17 protein-coding genes and 1 tRNA gene are annotated in these 17,479 nt (G+C 38.0%); 8 read left to right on the top strand and 10 right to left on the bottom strand.

Going from position 1 to position 17,479, the window contains the following annotated elements:
• Position 1 precedes the first annotated feature (1 nt).
• On the bottom strand, positions 2 to 1,069 hold the full coding sequence (locus HT696_RS08530; protein ID WP_173219577.1) for a M50 family metallopeptidase: 1,068 nt from the start codon (positions 1,067 to 1,069) through the stop codon (positions 2 to 4).
• Positions 1,070 to 1,087: 18 nt separating this feature from the next.
• Positions 1,088 to 1,558, bottom strand: coding sequence for a DUF3013 family protein (locus tag HT696_RS08525; RefSeq protein WP_173253176.1), 471 nt, complete (start codon positions 1,556 to 1,558; stop codon positions 1,088 to 1,090).
• A 114-nt stretch (positions 1,559 to 1,672) separates the two neighbouring features.
• Between HT696_RS08525 and HT696_RS08520 the strand changes: the two genes are divergently transcribed.
• The 6 genes from HT696_RS08520 (at position 1,673) to HT696_RS08495 (ending at position 6,761) form a co-directional block, all read left to right on the top strand.
• Positions 1,673 to 2,944 carry a replication-associated recombination protein A gene (locus HT696_RS08520; protein WP_173283563.1) on the top strand — a complete coding sequence of 424 codons (1,272 nt, stop codon included), beginning with the start codon at positions 1,673 to 1,675 and terminating at the stop codon, positions 2,942 to 2,944.
• A gap of 264 nt (positions 2,945 to 3,208) precedes the next feature.
• Positions 3,209 to 3,281 (top strand) — tRNA-Lys (locus HT696_RS08515).
• Positions 3,282 to 3,510: 229 nt separating this feature from the next.
• Complete coding sequence (locus HT696_RS08510; RefSeq protein ID WP_173282449.1) at positions 3,511 to 3,942, top strand: Rrf2 family transcriptional regulator; 432 nt, start codon at positions 3,511 to 3,513, stop codon at positions 3,940 to 3,942.
• 84 nt (positions 3,943 to 4,026) lie between these two features.
• The gene (locus tag HT696_RS08505) at positions 4,027 to 5,031 is read left to right on the top strand and encodes an NADP-dependent oxidoreductase (protein WP_173282448.1); all 1,005 of its coding nucleotides are present in this window, start codon (positions 4,027 to 4,029) and stop codon (positions 5,029 to 5,031) included.
• 13 nt (positions 5,032 to 5,044) lie between these two features.
• Positions 5,045 to 5,881, top strand: a complete 837-nt coding sequence (locus tag HT696_RS08500) for an alpha/beta hydrolase (RefSeq protein WP_173282447.1) — start codon at positions 5,045 to 5,047, stop codon at positions 5,879 to 5,881.
• A 1-nt stretch (position 5,882) separates the two neighbouring features.
• On the top strand, positions 5,883 to 6,761 hold the full coding sequence (locus HT696_RS08495; protein WP_173282446.1) for an SDR family NAD(P)-dependent oxidoreductase: 879 nt from the start codon (positions 5,883 to 5,885) through the stop codon (positions 6,759 to 6,761).
• Positions 6,762 to 6,825: 64 nt separating this feature from the next.
• Here the strand turns inward: HT696_RS08495 and HT696_RS08490 are convergent, their stop codons facing one another.
• The 5 genes from HT696_RS08490 to HT696_RS08470 form a co-directional block, all read right to left on the bottom strand.
• Entirely contained in the window at positions 6,826 to 8,145 is a 1,320-nt protein-coding gene (locus HT696_RS08490; protein ID WP_173282445.1) for a glycoside hydrolase family 32 protein, read from the bottom strand.
• 9 nt (positions 8,146 to 8,154) lie between these two features.
• Complete coding sequence (locus HT696_RS08485; protein ID WP_173283562.1) at positions 8,155 to 9,771, bottom strand: ABC transporter substrate-binding protein; 1,617 nt, start codon at positions 9,769 to 9,771, stop codon at positions 8,155 to 8,157.
• Between the two features lie 28 nt (positions 9,772 to 9,799).
• Positions 9,800 to 10,690, bottom strand: coding sequence for a carbohydrate ABC transporter permease (locus HT696_RS08480; protein ID WP_173282443.1), 891 nt, complete (start codon positions 10,688 to 10,690; stop codon positions 9,800 to 9,802).
• 10 nt (positions 10,691 to 10,700) lie between these two features.
• Entirely contained in the window at positions 10,701 to 11,618 is a 918-nt protein-coding gene (locus HT696_RS08475) for a sugar ABC transporter permease (protein WP_061758450.1), read from the bottom strand.
• 154 nt (positions 11,619 to 11,772) lie between these two features.
• Positions 11,773 to 12,774: a LacI family DNA-binding transcriptional regulator gene (locus tag HT696_RS08470; protein ID WP_173253179.1), complete on the bottom strand. Its 1,002-nt coding sequence runs from the start codon at positions 12,772 to 12,774 to the stop codon at positions 11,773 to 11,775.
• A gap of 387 nt (positions 12,775 to 13,161) precedes the next feature.
• Here HT696_RS08470 and HT696_RS08465 point away from each other — a divergent pair, with 387 nt between their 5' ends.
• Positions 13,162 to 13,407 (top strand): IS30 family transposase, encoded by a 246-nt coding sequence (locus tag HT696_RS08465; protein ID WP_261024936.1) that lies wholly within the window; start codon positions 13,162 to 13,164, stop codon positions 13,405 to 13,407.
• A 274-nt stretch (positions 13,408 to 13,681) separates the two neighbouring features.
• Here the strand turns inward: HT696_RS08465 and HT696_RS08460 are convergent, their stop codons facing one another.
• Genes HT696_RS08460 through HT696_RS08450 form a run of 3 tightly spaced genes read right to left on the bottom strand, consistent with a single transcriptional unit; the run spans position 13,682 to position 16,787 of the window.
• A complete protein-coding gene (locus HT696_RS08460) occupies positions 13,682 to 14,452 on the bottom strand; it encodes a TSUP family transporter (protein WP_173282441.1) in 771 nt (256 codons plus the stop codon).
• Positions 14,453 to 14,466: 14 nt separating this feature from the next.
• Positions 14,467 to 15,315, bottom strand: a complete 849-nt coding sequence (locus HT696_RS08455; RefSeq protein WP_173282440.1) for a formylglycine-generating enzyme family protein — start codon at positions 15,313 to 15,315, stop codon at positions 14,467 to 14,469.
• Positions 15,312 to 16,787, bottom strand: coding sequence for an arylsulfatase (locus tag HT696_RS08450; protein ID WP_173282439.1), 1,476 nt, complete (start codon positions 16,785 to 16,787; stop codon positions 15,312 to 15,314). Before HT696_RS08450 ends, HT696_RS08455 begins: the two co-directional genes overlap by 4 nt.
• Positions 16,788 to 17,257: 470 nt before the next feature.
• Here HT696_RS08450 and HT696_RS08445 point away from each other — a divergent pair.
• Positions 17,258 to 17,479 (top strand): helix-turn-helix domain-containing protein (locus HT696_RS08445; protein WP_173283370.1); only part of this gene is annotated, 222 nt, incomplete at its 3' end.

Raw genomic sequence — 17,479 nt, 5'->3', positions numbered from 1 at the left:
ATTAGACTCCTTCGGTTAATTCCTTTTCCAGCTCAGCTAACCAGTTTTGATAATAGCTTTTCTCATCCCGTAACATCCGACTGCTATTCATTTTCTGTCTAGCAATCTTCATAGCCTTGTGAGTTTGAACTACATCTTTCTTTACCTTAAATTGATACCAAGCTTGAATGACCTGCATATCTGCTGTTTTTAGAGATAAAAAGGATTTGACTCCTCGAATACTTGCATATTCTTCCGCTTTCTTATTATCTCCTTCCATCAGAGCAATTTGAAGAAGGTATAATTGAGAAATAGTTTTAGACATTGGATTATCTGTTTTCTCTAGCACAGACTGCAACTGTTGCTTTGCAAGCTCTATATTATCATCCAATATGAATACCAAGCCCTGAAGAGTCTGAACACTTTCTGCAAAACTCCCTCTCGCCTCCTCATCAACAGGCATGATAAAGTCTTTTAAATCATATTCTTGAGGAGCTAGCAAGGTCTGGGCAGAATGCCTCAACATCAAGTAGGCGTATTTCGTATTTGCAGGGTGTTGTAGCAATTCCCAAATTTTTGCGCCATCGGTGATGCCGACTGGCAAAATGTTATTTAGGAAGAAAGACAAATTAAGAAAAATCCAAGTCCCTGCAAAATACCAGCTTCTTGTCAAAAACCCAAACACTATCGCCAATAATATCAAGCTGAGATGAACCATCAAGCCTCCTGAAAGCATCAGGATGATTCTTTGATCACTTTCATCCTCTTTTAAACCAATGTATTGAGCACCAACATTTTTCAGAATGGCTGTTCTACTAAGATGAAACCTGCCTGACTTTTTGGTCAAAATAAAATGTCCTAACCCAAAAGCCACCAGCCGATAGCCTGTCAAGTAGCCACAAAAAGCATGTCCCAGCTCATGAAGAATAAAGATTAAATATATACTTAGAAGAGCGAAGGCATAACCAAAAGTAAAGACTAAAACTGTGGAATACCCCAACTCTGCAAATGCGATTGTTCCACAAGCACAAGCCAGCATAATAAAGACAACAGCTAGCACATAAACCAAATAAATCCCAATTTTCTTCATAAAATCTCCATCCAACTCCTAGTATCTCGGATAAGGATAAAATTCTCCTTCTTCCAAGCCAACTTTTCCTTCTTCAAAGACTTCTTGGTTCCATTCCATGACAAATTCTTCTGCTTCTGGGTCTTCCAAAAAGTCCATAAGGGCATCTAGTCCAACCTCGGCAGTATCTTTAAGGAATAGCGCAAAATAAGCTAAAAATTCACGAGAAAATCCTTTTTTAGGCAAGTAAGGGATGACAGTCAAATAGTCTTCCTCATTGACTGTTGATTTGGCAGGATTGTAAAAAAGCACTGCTTCTTCAAAGAGAATATCATCCGATGAAACCTCTCCATCTTCATCCACCATCTCCACACCTGCAGCATTTTGCGCTTCCAATAGAAAACTCACTTCTACCGCGTAGTTGCGCTTGTCCCAACTAATCTCAAAGTCAAAGGGAAAATTCTTCTCCAACTCTTCCTCTAAAACATCTAAAAATCCGTATGTTGCCATTTTGTCCTCTTTCTATGCGACTCTTAATCGCCCCGATTGCTCGGAAATATGCTAAAATAGATACTACCATCTTACCACATATACATCAGAAAATCCACGTTAGAAAGGACTGCTATGCCAGACAATCTCGCGCTTCGTATGCGCCCTAAAACCATCGACCAGGTCATTGGTCAGGAGCATCTGGTTGGACCTGGAAAAATTATCCGCCGCATGGTGGAAGCCAACCGCCTGTCTTCCATGATTCTTTATGGACCTCCTGGAATCGGCAAAACCAGTATTGCCTCTGCCATCGCTGGAACGACCAAGTATGCCTTTCGAACTTTCAATGCGACAGTTGATAGTAAAAAACGGCTGCAAGAAATTGCGGAAGAGGCTAAATTCTCTGGTGGTCTCGTCCTATTACTAGACGAGATTCACAGACTAGATAAAACCAAGCAAGACTTCCTCTTGCCTCTCTTGGAAAGTGGTCTGGTCATCATGATTGGGGCTACGACTGAAAATCCTTTCTTTTCTGTCACTCCTGCCATTCGTAGCCGTGTTCAAATTTTTGAGTTGGAACCTCTGTCTAACCAAGACGTCAAAGAGGCCCTGCAGATAGCTCTAAGTAACCCTGAGCGTGGTTTTGATTTTCCAGTAGAACTAGATGAGGATGCGCTGGATTTCATCGCAACCTCTACAAACGGAGACCTTCGCTCTGCCTTCAACTCACTGGACTTGGCTGTTCTCTCTACTCCCGAAAATGACAAGGGTATTCGCCATATTACCCTAGACATCATGGAAAATAGTCTTCAGAGAAGCTACATCACTATGGATAAGGATGGGGATGGACATTACGACGTTCTCTCAGCCTTGCAAAAGTCCATACGAGGTTCGGATGTCGATGCCAGTCTTCACTATGCTGCCCGCTTGATTGAGGCTGGTGATTTGCCAAGTCTCGCTCGTCGCTTGACTGTTATCGCCTATGAAGATATCGGTTTGGCCAATCCTGAGGCCCAGATTCATACCGTGACTGCTCTGGATGCTGCACAAAGGATTGGATTCCCAGAAGCCCGCATTCTCATTGCCAATGTCGTCATTGATTTGGCCCTTTCTCCAAAATCCAACTCAGCCTATGTAGCTATGGATAAGGCACTTGCTGACCTCAAAACATCAGGACACTTGCCTATTCCGCGACACCTGCGTGATGGGCACTACAGCGGAAGCAAGGAACTGGGGAATGCCCAAGGCTATCTCTATCCACACAACTATCCTGGAAATTGGGTCAAGCAAGACTATCTGCCAGAAAAAATTCGCAATCATCACTATTTCCAAGCAGAAGATACTGGTAAATATGAACGGGCTTTGGCTCAAAGAAAGGAAGCTATCGACCGTTTGCGAAAAATCTGAAATCCTTTTCAAAAAATTGCACTTTCCTCTTGATTTTTTTTGAAAAAGTGGTATCATATAAACATAGAAACGCTGTGGTGTACGACTTCACACTTAAGTGTTGACCGACTATTTTTTGTATTATTAGGGAAACAAAAGTCTTCTAACAGCATGTAGGCCGTCTCACACGGAAACAGCTTCAGTTAGAGCGAGTTGCCCACCTGCTTAATTGCGCGGGTTCAATACAAACCGTGAAGTTTCGGCACCAATACAGCTTTTTTCTTTGCCTCCTTAGCTCAGCTGGCAGAGCAGCGGACTCTTAATCCGTGGGTCACAGGTTCGATCCCTGTAGGGGGCATCTACATACAACAGGAAAAGCCTTGAGTAAAGGCTTTTTTTCGTATCTGTTCTACTTTTGGTCAACCAATGGATATTAAAGATATAATTTTGTGAACATCCTTTCCAGACAACTCTAATCTGATTGCACTTAAAATTTTAAAAAATTTAATACAAAAGTCTTGCTTTTCTTTTTATTTTTGATATATTTGTTCTTGTATCTGATACATGTTTATCAAAAAGGAGTTCAGATGGATACAAAATTCTCAGTTGCTTTGCATATCTTAACAATGATTAGTGAAAGCAAGGAAACCTTAAGTTCTCAAGCACTAGCTACTAGTGTCGGGACCAATGCTAGTTACATTCGAAAAGTGATCGCCTTGTTGAAAAATGCAGGCTTAATTACTTCCCATCAAGGAAAAACAGGCTATCAACTCAGTAAGTCTCCAAAGAAAATGACTTTACTAGAAATCTACTATGCTACTCAAGAAATCAATCACATTAGTTTATTCCCTGTTCATCAAAATAGTAATCCCGATTGTCCCGTTGGAAAACATATCCAAGGAGCAGTTTCACCGCTTTTCGCTAGTGCCGAATCTCAACTAGAGAAGGAATTAGCAAATCAAACTTTAGAAGATGTCATTGACAATCTATATAAACAAGCCAAACAAGTCCGAAACTGATTTGATAACAAGTCAGTTTTTACTGGAAACAACATATACTTGTATTAGATACAAGTATATAAAATAAAAAGAAATGAGAAGACAATGAAAGCCGCACAACATACTACTTATAACAAAAAGAATATCACACTTAACATCACAGAAATCGCTAAACCAAGTATTACAGACAAAGAAGTTTTAGTCAAAGTCACCGCAGCTGGTGTTAATCCTCTCGATAACATGATCTCTCGTGGTGAGGTTAAGATGATTGTTCCATACAAACTTCCTCAAACTGCAGGTAACGAAGTGGTTGGAATCGTTGAAAGCATTGGCAAACAAGTTAACAACTTTCAGGTAGGAGATCGTGTCTTTAGCCGTCTCCCACTTGATCATATCGGCGCCTTTGCAGAATACGTAGCTGTCGATAGCCAAGCCTTAGCCAAGGTTCCAGACTATCTATCAGACGAGGAAGCTGCTGCTGTTCCTCTTACTGCCTTAACCATTATGCAGGCTCTTGACCTCATGGGCGCTCAAGCTGGGAAAACGATCTTTATTTCTGGTGGTACTGGAGGAGTTGGTGGAATGGCCATTCCGATTGCCAAGGCCAAAGGTTTGACAGTCATCACCAATGGGGATGGAGCTAGCGCTGAGCGAGTCTTGAACCTTGGAGCAGATCGCTTTATCGATTACAAAACAGAGGATTATACAAAAACTGTTAGCCAGGTGGATTATGTCCTCGATACTCTCGGTGGAGCTGAAACTGAAAAACAAATATCTATCATGAAAAAAGGTGGTCATCTTGTTTCCCTCCGTGCCATGCCAAACGGTGCCTTTGCCAAACGCATGAATCTACCAAAATGGAAACAGATGATTCTTACCTTAGCAGGTCGCAAATTTGATAAGATGGCGGAAAAATACGGTGTCCAATACCATTTTATCTTTGTAGAACGCAATGGCGCTCAATTACAAGAGGTAGCTGACCTCTTTAGTAAATTAGAAATCAAACCCTCTATCGATACAGTTTATCCATTTGAAGAGGTAAATAGCGCATTAGACAAAGTCGCTAATGGTCGCTCTCGTGGAAAAACAGTTCTCAGCCTTAAGAAATAAAAAGGAAAACACAATGTCATATCTTACTACAAAAAATCAATACATCACAGTCGACGGGAACAAAATCGCTTATCGCGAACTTAGTAAAGGCAAATCAAATTTACCTCTTCTGATGCTGGTCCATTTGGCAGCGACTCTCGATAACTGGGACCCTAAACTCTTGGACTTGATTGCTGAAAAGCACCATGTCATTGTAATCGATCTTCCTGGAGTTGGAGCCAGTCAGGGCAAAGTTGCTTCGACGATTCCTGGAATGGCTAAGCAGACAATTGACTTTGTAAAAGCGCTTGGTTACGATAATATCAATCTTCTTGGCCTTTCTATGGGAGGTATGATTGCCCAAGAAATCATCAGAATAAATCCCACTCTAGTCAATCGTTTAATCTTGGCTGGAACAGGACCTCGAGGTGGAAAAGAGGTCGATAAGGTCACAGGGAAAACCTTTAACTATATGTTTAAAGCGGGACTCGAGCGCATCGATCCTAAACGCTATATCTTCTATAATCATGATGAACAAGGAAAAATTGAAGCTTTGAAAGTCCTAGGACGAATGGGGATGAGAACAAAGGAATTTGCGGATAAAAACATGAACCTATCAGGATTCCTAACTCAACTCAAAGCTATTAAACGTTGGGGGAAAGATCCTCAAGACGACCTAACATTTATCACACAACCAACCTTAATCGTCAATGGTGATAAGGATATGCAGGTTCCAACGGAAAATTCTTATGATATGCATGAGAAAATAAAAGATAGTAAGCTGATCATCTATCCAAATGCTGGCCACGGTTCGATTTTCCAATATGCAGACGAATTTTCAAAAGAACTACTGGCTTTCTTGGAGGACTAATATGGTCAAAACGATTCTAATAACAGGTGCTACTGACGGTATTGGTAAACATTTGGCAAAGAAATTGGCCAGCCAAGGCCATCATGTCATCCTCCATGGTCGAAATCCCCAAAAACTTGAATTGGCCACTCAAGAGGTTCGGACAGTTTCCTTGAGAGGCAGAGTTTCTAGCTACCTTGCAGATTTTTCCAAATTAGACGATGTTTATCGCTTTGTGGAGGAAATCAAGCGAGACTTTCAAAGTATTGATATCTTGTTTAATAATGCAGGACTTTATGCTGGAAAAGAACGAAAAGCGAGTGCTGAAAATGTCGAGTTGACCTTTATGTTATCCGTTCTGGTTCCCTATATGTTAACAACTGAGCTAAGTCCCTTGTTAGAAAAAGCGGCTGACGGCCGTGTCATTAATACTTCTTCCTATATGCATCATTTTGCCAAGGTCAAGGATTTGGACTTTGGATTTAAGAACAGCTATAATCCAGGATTGGCCTACAATAATTCCAAACTTTACACTATTTGGATGACACGCTATCTAGCTAGAGAATTCTTTCTAAAAGGTTCAAGCATCACCGTCAATTCTTACCATCCTGGCTTGATTTCAACCAACTTAGGGAGTGATTCCAGTGATGAAAAGGCGAAAAAGTCTCTCTTTGGACGCTTGATGAAGTCATTTTCCAAAAATCTAGATGAGGGGATTGAAACAGGCTACTACCTTACCTTTTCAGAAGAAATTACTGGTTTGACTGGCTACTATTTTGATGAGAAGAAAGTGAAATCTGTATCTGAAAAAGGCTATACTTTTGAAAAAGCTCAAGATTTAATCTTTTATTGCGAAAATAAAATTGAGTTGTTTAAACAGAAATCTGCTCTACTTAATTAGAAAAAAGTTCTCTTTCCATTTTGCTAGAAAGAGAACTTTTTCTTTAGGAGAAGTAACTTAATTTTTAATCGATTCGTGATAGCTCCGCTGGCACTGTTAAGTAATAAGTTGCAGTCAAGCTTGCTTCACCTTGATTGACAAAAATCTCGATGGAATTTTTATCTAAAATAACATCCAATTCTTTAGCTTCAATATCTACATACCGTCGACTAGTGTCCTGTTCTTCTTCACCTAGAATTTTTTGAACAAGATGGCTACGATCAATGTAAACTTGCTGCGCATTACTGTCATAACCAAATTCAAGATAATCTGTATCATTTCCTAAGTGGTAATGACAATTTTTATCTATTTGGATTTGATATTGGCCTTTTTTAACAGGGAATTGTCTTAGTTTGCCATCTTCCAATCTTAGAATTCTAGGTAAAGTCATGGCACATGCCCATTTGTGTTCTTGGTCATGGGTTGGAAGGGTACGCCCCCATGTCTGCATCCAAGCAATCAGGATACGACGATTTTGATCGTCCAACAATGTTTGAGGCGCATAGAAGTCTTGGCCATGATCAATTTCTTGAACTGATTCTGGGATAAAACGTTTTTCTCCCCAATCTACCTTACCCGTAAACAAAACCGATGAGTTGATGTTATGATATGAGTCTCCCTCACGCTGATAACGCATGGGTGACATAATAAGGCAATCCTTCCCATCTAACTCAAAGTAATCTGGGCATTCCCACATAAAGCCTTGGTGTTCTACCCCTTTTAAAAAGATGGATTCGAACTGCCATTCTACTAGGTTATCGGACCCTAGTAGAACGATACAGCCCACATTATCCTTGTGTTTGGCAGCTACTACGGAGTAATAGCGTCCATCTTTTTCAAAGAGTTTTGGATCACGGAAATCAGCAGCAATTAACTCATCTGGCAAATCTGCTCCAGTTGCAACTGGATTTTGTTCAATCTTTTCAAAGTGAATCCCGTCGTCTGAAAATGCCATATTCTGCACTTGACGAACACCGGTTTCTTCTTCGATGTGACCAGTATACATGAGCCAGAGGCGATCGTCTTTGACGATAGCTGATCCTGAGAAGCAACCATTGCGGTCGTAGTCTTGGTCAGGAGCAAGTGCCACTGGCAAGTGCTCCCAAGTCACCAAGTCCTTACTTTTAGCATGTCCCCAGTGCATAGGCCCCCAAACACTATTATATGGATAGAATTGATAAAAGAGATGGTATTCTCCACGAAAATAGACAAATCCATTTGGATCATTGATCCAACCAATCTCAGCTGAAAAATGTTCTTCAGGCTTATATTGAGTATTAACGAGATGTTTATTTTCTGCTATAAAACGATTGGCTTTTTCTACTGTGTATTTCTTATCTCCCATAATCAACCTCTAGTTTTTGTTTGCTTGGTATTGGTCGTAGTATTTTTGTTTAATAGCAAGGTAATCTGAAAGTCCGTATTTTTCAAGTTCTTTCTTGTAATCATCCCACTCAGCATCAATATTACCATTTACAATCCATTCAGCGCGCTTGCGGTAGATATAGTCATTCATATCTGCCTCGATATGGGCAATCTTGTCCAAATCTTCCTGTGCCATAAAGACTCTTGGATAATTGTTATCATTGCTCATGTAAGGAACATAATATTCTTTGATAAGATCCAAACGCCATTTGGCATCGTCAGGCATAGTTGTCACTTTACCGTAGTATGAATCTAGAATAGCTAGTGGCCCTCCTACTTCAGTCTTTTGACGAAGTTCTGCTGGTGCAGTTCCGTTTAGTGGTAAGTGTTTTAGACTATTTGACGCTTGATCCAATTCAAAGATGTTTTGTTGTTTGTCATCTCCGTAAGTTCCCCAGTTATTTTGCACAGATTGGAGTGGAGCGTATTGTGCATCAATCCATTTAGCTGTCAATTCTAGGTTTTTGTTTACACTGGTAATAACCATCTTGTCACGTGCAAATCCCATACCGTTTGTACGAGCTACGTGTTTTTGACCACTTGGTCCAGCAAGTACTGGTAAAACATCATAACTTTCATTACTTCCAGTAACATTACTCTTATCCCATGTAAAGTAAACACCAAATTTCTGATCATGACCTTTAGCAATGTAACTATTCCAATCATGTTCGAAAGCTTCTTTATCAATCAAGCCTTTTTCTTGCAATTGACGGATAAATTTGACACCTTCTTTATAGTTATCGTTATCTGCTGTGAAGTCAACTTTGCCATCATTTCCAACTACTAAATGATCATCGTTATCCCCTATACCAAATGCACCAAATAGGAATTTAAAATCTTCGTTTCCGTTACCACTAATAAATGTAAATGGAATTTCATCAGCCTCTCCATTTCCATTTGGATCCCCGTTTTTGAAAGCTTCTAGGACTTTAATCAGATCATCAGTAGTTTTTGGCATTTCAAGACCAAGTTTCTTAAGCCAATCTTTGTTAATCCAAGCCATATCGTTGACACTATGGATAGATTCTTTGCCTTCTCCAAGCTCCTCAATCCATGGGAATGAATAGATGTGTCCGTCAGGTGCTGTCATTAAGGCCTTGTATTCTGGTTTCTCATCCAAAATTTTCTTAAGATTTGGCATGTATTTATCAATCAAGTCTTCAACTGGAATGATTACACCTTTCTTAGCCCAGTTCATCAAGTCCACATCTGAAGCTCCGTCGTTGTGGATAGCATCTGGTAAATCACCACTAGAAATATCCAAGTTACGTTTTTCTGCAAAGTCGGATTGGTAGTTGGTCCAGTCAATATGAACGCCAGTTTCCTTCTCCAAACGTTGCAAAATCAATTTTTCATTTGGATCTTTGGGAGCTAACGGTGAACTGGCTGTCATAAACTTCAATGTTTTCTTTTCTTGAAGCGGGAATGTTACACCTTCCAACTTATAATCTGGACTTGAAGCTGTATTTTTTGAGCCACAGGCTGCAAGTACTGCTAAACTAGCTGTCAACAAAACTGCTGATTTTGTGAATGTTTTGAATTTCATGAGAAAACTCCTTTTATTTTTTCTTTTTTTATCCTTTAAGTGAACCAGCCATAATTCCTTTATCAAAGTATTTTTGGAAGAATGGATACATAACAATCAATGGCAAGCTAGAAATGACAATAGTTGCGTATTTAATCAATTCAGCTAAACGTTTCATTTCATTCATAGCCGCTTGTGCCCCAATCATATCTTGACCTGGTTGGCTCTGAATGAGAATTTTACGAAGTACAAGTTGCAATGGTTCCAAGTTTGGATCCTTGATATAAATCATTGCATCAAAGTATGAGTTCCACTGTCCTACAAAAGCATAGAGGAAGAGAACAAACATAATTGGTTTTGCAAGAGGAAGCATGATTTTGAAGAAAATCTGTAAATCATTTGCACCATCAATGACGGCTGCTTCAACTAATTCGTCAGGTAATCCTTGGAAATAGGCCCTAGCAAGAATAATATTCCAAACATTGACAGCACCTGGAACAATGATTGCCCATGGAGTATTTAGCATTCCCAAATCTTTTACCAGCAAGTAAGTTGGGACTAAACCACCACCAAAGAACATGGTCACAATCAAGAAGTAGTTAATCCAACGGCGTCCTACCAAGTCTTTCTTAGAAAGAGGATAAGCTGTGAACACAGATAGCAAGACTGTTAAAGCCGCAAAGCCAAAAGAGTATAGTAGAGAATTGATAAAACCTCTTAGAATAGATTGGTCACTGAATACACGCTGGTAACCTTCTACCGTCCAATCGGCTGGATTAAAGCTAATCCCTCTACTAACCAGAACCTTAGGATCCATAAAGGATGCTACGACGATATAAAGTAAAGGAAGTAAGGTTATCAAAACGATAAAGACAATAATGATTTTATTTAAGAGTAAGATACGTCTATCAAATTTGGTATCCATAATCGAATTTTTCATGCTTCCCTCCTTAAATTCCTTCACCATTATTCATGCGTTTAACGATTTGGTTAACAGCGACTAGCAATACTACGTTAATCACTGCATTAAACAAACCAACCGCTGTTGAGTAAGAATAGTCTCCTGATACAAGACCAACTTTATAGACATATGTAGAGATAATTTCAGAAGTTGGCAAGTTCAACGATGTCTGCATCAGGAATGCTTTTTCATATCCGACATTCATGATTCCACCTGCAGCTAAAACAAATTGGATAACCATAATAGGCTTAAGAGATGGAATATCAATGTGCCAGATTCGTTGGAAGATATTGGCTCCATCCAGTCGGGCTGCTTCTACTAAGGCTGGATCTACATTTACCAATGTTGCCGTGTAGAGCGTTGAAGCCCATCCCATTCCTTGCCAGATACCACTAAAGATGTATAAGGGTCTAAAGAAGTCTGGATTTGTCAAGAAGTCAGCCTTCATTCCAAACATAGAGAGAAAATTGTTAATTGGTCCTCCCACTGAAAAGAAAAGGAAAATCATACCAACGATAACAACGACTGATATAAAGTTTGGTGCGTATAAAATGAGCTGAATTCGTTTTTTGACTTTTTCACTCAAGAGTTGATTGAGCATAATAGCAAGAATGATTGGTGGTAAAAAGCCAAGCAATAAACCATAGATACTTAATTTTAAAGTATTGGCTAACAAGATACCAAAGTTGGGAGAGGATATGAATTTTGTAAACTCAGAAAAACCAATCCAATCACTCCCTAAAATTCCTTTTAAGGGATTATAATCTTTAAATGCGATTAAAACCCCATACATAGGGATGTATTTAAAGATAAAGGTTAAAACTAAACCAGGGACAGTCATCAATAACAAGAGTTTTTGTTTCTTGATTCTTTCCCAAAGAGAAACTTGCTTCGCTTTGCTATTCATAGCAACCTCCTTTTTTTGAAACGTTTCATTTTTTGTTTTAAAAAGATAACGCTTGGCGCTGTCTATTTATTTTGTTTTTGAAACGTTTCATTTTTGTTCTAAAAAAATAAATCTTTTTTATCTGAATTTATTCTATCATTGATAGCGCTTTCTGTCAAGACTTATTTTCATTTTTTGTTGTTTTTCCTTCAACAAATTTTACTGGTAGGATGGTCTGCAAATTAACAGCCTTTCCTTCGATGATATCAAATAGGATTCGTACAGCTTCTCTAGCCATTTCCTCCAGGGGTTGCTCAATTGTTGAAAGTAGATAATCTCTATCTCCAGCCATTTTAATTCCATCGTATCCAATAATTTGGACATCATGAGGAATACGTTTGCCATTCTTTTCTAGAATTTCAGTCACATCCAAAGCTGTAAAATCGTTGATTGTAAAAATTCCATCTATAGAAGGATTTTCTTCCAAGAAACTCTCTAGCTTTCCATGATAGTCAGTAACTGTCTCATCCAAATCAAAAATACTAAGAGGTATTTTATGCTCTTGGACATACTTTTCAAATGAAATTCTACGACGTTTAGTTTCATTAATGGTTGTATTATGTCCGCCCACAAAGGCTAAATGCCGACATCCTTTACTAATTAATTGTTTAGCTGCTTCTCTTCCACCTGCATCATTATCTGATGAAACACAAGGAATGGCAATATCTGAGTATGTACGGTCAATACTGACAAAGGGAATTCCTGACGACAGGTAATGTTCAATTGGACTATAGGTAATAGCAACCACTCCATCAACTTTATTATGACGCAACATCTCCAGGTAGTCTTGCTCTCTATTTGTACCATTTATAGAACATAAGAGTAATTTATTATTCCTCTTATAGACTTCATTTTCCACATGCATAGTAAATTCTGAAAAAAAGGGATGCCAGATACTTGGTACAATGATTGCAATCGTTTCTGTTCGATTTTTTTTCATTCCTCTAGCGTAGTAATCTGGAATGTAATTCAAGGTTTTAATTGCTTGTTCCACTTTTTTCAAGGTTACTTCTTTAATGCCTTTTTCTTTATTAATTACACGTGAAACTGTTCCAACACTAACTCCTGCTTCTAAAGCAACATCTTTCATGGTAATTGATTTTTTTTGTTCTACCATATTATCACCTCCTTTCAATATATAGTATCATGCAAACGTTTTTTTAGCAACTATTTCTCAATCATTTTTGTCCAGATCCTTTTTCCTATCATGAATAAAATCACTCCAATCGGCTTTCTGAAATCCCTTCAATATTCAGATATAGGAATCTACCTACCATAGGAAAAGGCTTTGTTTCTTCCTATCTCTGCTTTTTCATGATGTATTTTCGTACAGGTGCTTCAATAGTTTCTATAGTAAAATGAACCAAAAATAGTACACGTTGCGGTATAATGTTCTTATGGCATATTCATTAGATTTTCGTAAAAAGTTCTCTCCTATTTGTGAGCGAACAGGTATAGTCAATTGATTGTCAGTTTGAAGACCAAGAGTCGTAGGGCAAAATATGTGGCAGAATCCATCCAAGGGTGGCTAGCACAATTTCTAGTGAACCTCTTTAAATCTATTACATTTGACTGTGGAAAAGAGTTTTCAAAATGGAAAGATATTTCCAATCAGCACGATAGTGAGAGCTTTTTTGCGAATCTAGGATGTCCAAGACAGCGGTGTCTCAACGAACATTCAAATAGACTTTTAAGGTGTCATGACTTGCCAAAGCAGACAGATTTCAACGAAGTCAGTCAAGAATTTTAGGCTGGGCAAAAACTCAATTTCAGAAAAATGAAATAAATATTCCCACAATAAAACACATAATATCAAAGTTTTCAACACCTGATATTATGCGTTTTTTAATTTTAAAGACTTTTTTCCCAGCCTCAAGAAATCACATCCCACCTAAATCCCTTGGATACCAAACACCTCATCAGGTATTTTCTGAGTTGGTAAGACTGTCTAGTTTAATTTGACAAATGGAGGGCGTTAAATCCAGTTTTTACAAGAAATCTATTTAAATATTTTCACACTGACCTTACAAAATATGAAATAAATTATATAAAGTCATTCCCATGACAAAGAATAACATCCCTTTAAAACAGTATCTTACCCAATTTTCAGGTAAGACTTTTGATACAACCGTCCCCAATACCCCTCCGCATATAGAAGCAAGAAAAATAACTGGAACAGGTGCTAAATGATACTGATTTAAACCTGTAACCATAACAATTGTAGCCAAATGAGACAACTGGGAAAAGAAAATAATTGCAAGAGAATACATCGTTGCTTCTTTTATCGAAATAGAAAAAAACACCATCAATAAAGATACATTGAGCGGGCCACCACCAATCCCTAAAAAACTAGAAATCAAGCCCAATAGAAGACCACAAATCATATAGAATCCTATCTTATCAAATTGATAAGTTTTTTTTAAATCTGCTAAAACAAATGATACAAGTAGCATCACAAATAGTAAAATCATTTGAACAATGAATACTAGCCGTACTGATAATTGAGATAACAAAACTTGAAAAATAAGATGACCTAGAAATCCTCCTAAAACAGAAGAAAAGGATACCGTAAAAATCAATCTCCATTTTATCTCTTTACTTTGTGAAAATCTTTTGATTGTTGAAATAATCGCCATTATAAAAACAGAGAAACTAGAATAAAAAGCAATATCACTGACCGAATGGTATCCAAAACTATCCATAAGTGGCTTAATTATAATTCCACCACCCATGCCTGATATAGAACCCAATCCACTAGCTATTATAATGATTAGAAAATAAATAATCTCAACCACTTTTTAAGTCCATCCTATTCTTTCAAACATCTAAAACCTAGATGGCTACTAGTGGAAGTAGAAATACATCCATTTCTAGCAGCTACTCGGTATCGATTACAATAAGAACAATGACATAAAAAGGAACCTCCTCTGATAGCATACTCCTCCTCTTGTATCCCATATTTTGGCAACTCATAGTCATCTTCATTAAAACTAGCTAATAAGGTATATCTCGGATTGCGACACCATTCCCAAACATTCCCAATCATTTGATATAGACCAAAATCATTAGGTAAAAATTCATAGACAGGAGCCGTTCCTATAAATCCATCTAAGCCAGTATTTTCATAAGGAAATCTTCCTTGCCAAGTATTGGCATGATAATATCCACCTTCTAAAAGAATGTCTCCCCAAGGATATTCAGATTGTTTTCCTCCTCTAGCAGCATATTCCCACTGTGCTTCAGTCGGTAAAGACATTCCGCTCCAATTACAGAAAGCCAATGCATCTTCTAAAGCAACATGAACTACTGGATGGTCTTCTAAACCCACTAGATTACTGTTCTCACCGTAGGGATGTTTCCAGCAAGCGTTCGGAACTTGTAACCACCACGGAGCCCCAGCAGGATGAGGATATCCCTCCCTTTCTGCCTCTGGAACGAACAATATAAAAACAAAAGACCACTCTTGTCGCTCAGCTAGTGTTTTATAGCCTGTTTCTTTCACAAATTGAGCAAATTCTTGATTCGTAACTGGAGTATCCGCAATGGAGAAATCCTTTACACTAACAGCAACTTGAGGACCTTCAAAATCATCTAAAAATCCCTCCTCAGAATTTGTTCCCATCATAAATGTCCCACCCTTGATTTTTTTCATTTTCATGATTGACTATCCCCCGTTTTCGTTAGAGTGGGTGTTATTTTAGAAAGTTCAACAGGAACTAACTCTTCATCCACAACAAAACCTTCTTCTCTATATCTAAGAAAGTCTACTAATTTTTTCTTCATCTGACGAACAATAGGTTGGTATTTTTCACTTGGATACAAATCATTCATTTCATGCGGATCTTTTTTCATATCAAATAACTGATAATGATTTAAAACAGGAAACCAGATAAATTTCCACTGGTCTGTCAAGATATATTGACTAGAATCTTTTCCTAAAGCATGTTCACCATGAAATTCTGTTCGCCACCCCTCGTACTGTCCAAATAATAAATTCTTAACACTCCGTCCATCTAGTTCATCTGTAGTAGTTCCTCCTGCCAAATCCACGAGTGAAGGAAAAATATCTTGGATTTTCACTAATTGCTTGATTGTTCCCCTATTACCAGCTATCAATCCAGCCGGGTCGTAAATAAACGAAGGAATGTGGATACTTCCTTGATAAGGATATCCCTTTCTAAACAGATAATGTTCACCAAGCTGATCTCCATGATCCGAAACAAACCAGATAATCGTATCTTTATCATGACGAAATTCTTTTAGGGCAGTCAAAAAGCGACTAATTTGATGGTCTATATGAGTAATAAATCCCAAATAAGCAGCAACCATTCTTCTCTGATCATCTTCCTTTAATTTCCCTCTTAAAGCATAAATAGACGGAATTTGCTTTTCTAATACTTCCCAATTCCCAATATGCAAATCGAGAAATTGAGGCAAGCGTTCCATATACATATCAAAATAATATTTTGGGGGATTTAATGGAGCATGTGGTTTTTCAAAAGACATTTTGAGAAAAAAAGGAACCGTTGGATCTCTTCTTTGTAAAAATGAAATGGACTCACTCACAACCCAGTTTGTTGGATGTAACTTCTCATCTTTATCCCAAGGTCTAGCTTCCCAAGAATTACAATCCATTCCGTCATCAATCAAATCAACATCATAACCAACTTTACCCTTTAAAAAGGCTAGATAGTCACTAGCATAATCAAATTGACTTCCATAAGCCTTGTCATACTTTCTATCAACATGTAGATACCCATCGTGAAGCAAGACATGATCAAACCCAAGTCTCTGTCTGGAAGGAAAAACATGCATCTTACCAATACATTCTGTCTGATACCCCATATCTTTAAAGACTTTTGGAAGAGTATTAGTAAAATTCCAAGGCACCTCATCTTGATAACCAACACGTCCACTTTTATCTTGGTCTAAGCCAGTCAATAAAGCTGCCCTAGCAGGAACGCAAGAAGGAACTGGAGAATAGGCATTTTCAAAATTATAACCTACACTAGCCATCATATCTAATGTTGGAGTGCTAACTAGCTTATCCTTACTATTCAAGGATAAGGCGTCTGCTCTCATTTGATCTACAACAATCAAAATAATATTTGGCTGTTTTGTCTGAACCATAAAATCTCCTTTCTAATATGGCAAAAGAGGCACAAGAAGATATCTACCTTTACTGCACCCCTTTCTATATCAATCTCTCTATATAAAGCAATAACATTCTTGTTATGTTTTATAGAAAAATGAACTAAAATATGACTAAATCGATTAGGAAATTCAAATCATTTTCTAGCACTGTTTTAGAAGTTACAGTGTACTATTCTAACTTCAACAGACTATAAACCTTTGTCTAATAACAATTTTAGTGGAGATAAGAAATCCTACACCTAACTCATCTTACACGTAATCTATTTCTATTTTATCACAAAAAACGCAAGCAAGACCATTAACTCAATTCAGTTTTATCCGCCATTTTCACAAATGTAACTTCTCAAAGTAACTTCCACTTGCCTGACCAAAGTGGAAATTAGTCTAAAACGGATTTTTATGGTGGAATTAAGTGTGAGACGTTTGAATTAGAAATGAGGTCTACTATGACAAAACATAAACACCTTACCCTTTCAGACCGTAATGATATCCAATTAGGTTTAGAGCGCGGTGAAACATTCAAAGCTATTGGACAATCCATTCTAAAAGACCCAACTACTGTTTCCAAAGAGGTCAAACGAAACAGACAAGTCCGAGAGTCTACAGGCCATAACCTTCCTTGTCCTTTACTAGACAAAGCTACCTTTGTCTGTAATGGATGTCCTAAA

Source organism: Streptococcus sp. 9903, assembly GCF_013276625.1.
Lineage (GTDB): Bacteria > Bacillota > Bacilli > Lactobacillales > Streptococcaceae > Streptococcus.
This window is presented reverse-complemented; position numbering and strand designations above follow the sequence as displayed.